The sequence below is a fragment of the Streptomyces poriferorum genome, from assembly GCF_019399235.1.
GTDB lineage: Bacteria > Actinomycetota > Actinomycetes > Streptomycetales > Streptomycetaceae > Streptomyces > Streptomyces poriferorum.
Window position 1 is genome coordinate 1 of sequence record NZ_JAELVH010000520.1, and the last position, 1,815, is coordinate 1,815.

At 70.1% G+C, this 1,815-nt stretch carries 2 protein-coding genes; both read left to right on the top strand.

Going from position 1 to position 1,815, the window contains the following annotated elements; genetic code table 11:
- The first annotated feature begins 5 nt into the window (after nucleotides 1-5).
- Complete coding sequence (locus JGS39_RS39200; protein ID WP_219574536.1) at nucleotides 6-641, top strand: class F sortase; 636 nt, start codon at nucleotides 6-8, stop codon at nucleotides 639-641.
- A 156-nt stretch (nucleotides 642-797) separates the two neighbouring features.
- Nucleotides 798-1,781 carry a sphingomyelin phosphodiesterase gene (gene sph / locus JGS39_RS39205; RefSeq protein ID WP_219574535.1) on the top strand — a complete coding sequence of 328 codons (984 nt, stop codon included), beginning with the start codon at nucleotides 798-800 and terminating at the stop codon, nucleotides 1,779-1,781.
- Nucleotides 1,782-1,815: the final 34 nt, after the last annotated feature.

A 1,815-nucleotide genomic window follows, 5' to 3' on the forward strand; every position in this document is an offset into this window, starting at 1 on the left:
CCCCCATGCCCCGTACCACCCCGTCCCTGGTCCACGCCTGTCTGGTGCTCACCGCGCTGACTTCACTCACCGCACTGACCGGCTGCTCCGACGCCTCGCCGTCGAAGTCTCCGGCCGCCGTCGCTCCGACGACCTCCACGGCCGTCACCCCTGAGGCCGGATCCTCGGCCGCCACCGGAAGCCCGGCAAAGCCCGCTGCCCAGCCGCCGGTTCACGTCTCCATCCCTTCCCTCGGAGTGGACAGCGACATCATGCGTCTCGGTCTGAACACCGACGGCACGGTCGAAGTGCCGCCCGCCGAGAAGGGCATGACGGTCGGCTGGTACACCGGCGGCCCGGTGCCGGGCGCGCAAGGGCCCGCCGTCCTGATCGGCCACAACGACACCCGCTTCGGCCGGGCCGTCTTCCACGACCTGAAGAAGATCACCAAGGGGGCTGACATCACCGTCCGGGACGCGAAGGGCGCCGAAGTCCACTTCGAGGTCACCGGCCGCGAGACGGCGAGCAAGACCGCGTTCCCGACCAACCGGGTCTACGGACCGACGGACGACCGGGCCCTGCGTCTGGTCACCTGTGACGGCGCGTTCGACGCGCAGGGGCACCCCGTCGACAACCTGATCGTGTACGCGACGAGGCGATGACGGACACCGGGACGCGGCGGCGCGGCCGGAGGACCTGATGGACGGTGGCGGGACAGACTCCTGGCACCCGCCGTCTACCCACGGGTAACTCCTCCTGCTTTCATGGGGCCAGGACCTCACCACCCCCCAACTGCCACAGCAGAATCAGGAGTCCAGGTGCCCCACTCCGCGCTTCGCCGCATCTCCGGCGTGACCCTGTCCGCCGCGCTCGCCGCCGTCGCTCTGACCGCCGGCGCCCCGCACGCGTCGGCCGTCGCCGGTACTCCGTCCCTGCGGGTGCTCACGTACAACACGTTCCTGATGAGCACGAACCTCTACCCGAACTGGGGCCAGGCCCACCGGGCGGCGGAGATACCGAAGACCTCGTTCTTCCGTGGCAACGACGTCGTCGTACTCCAGGAGGCCTTCGACAACGCCTCGTCGGACGCGCTGACGGCCAACGCCTCGGCCCAGTACCCGTTCCACACCCCGGTGGTCGGCCGGAGCAGGAGCGGATGGGACGCCACCAGCGGGTCCTACTCCGCCGCGACGCCCGAGGACGGCGGCGTCACCGTCCTCAGCAAGTGGCCGATCGTCCGGCAGGAGCAGCACATCTACAAGGATGCCTGCGGCAGCGACTGGTGGTCCAACAAGGGCTTCGCCTATGCCGAACTGAACGTGAACGGTGCCCGGGTGCACATCGTCGGCACCCACACCCAGTCCACGGATCCGGGATGCGGTGCGGGCGAGGCGGCGGAGATCCGGGGCCGGCAGTTCCGCCAGATCGACGCGTTCCTCGACGCGAAGAACATCCCGGCGTCCGAGCAGGTCATCGTGGCCGGTGACCTCAACGTCGACTCCCACTCCCCCGAGTACGCGTCGCTGCTGGCGAACGCCGGGCTGACCGGGGCGGACGCCCGTACCGGGCACCCGTACTCCTTCGACACGCAGGACAACTCGATCGCCGCCGACCGCTACCCCGACGACCCGCGCGAGGACCTCGACTACGTGCTGCACCGTGCGGGCCACGCCAAGCCGGCGGGGTGGACGAACGAGGTGGTCAAGGAGGACAGCGCGCCCTGGACCGTTTCCAGCTGGGGCACGGACTACACGTACACGAACCTCTCGGATCACTATCCGGTCGTCGCGTCCGCGCGATAGCCGGGCGGACGGACCCTGCGCCGCGCCCCCGCCC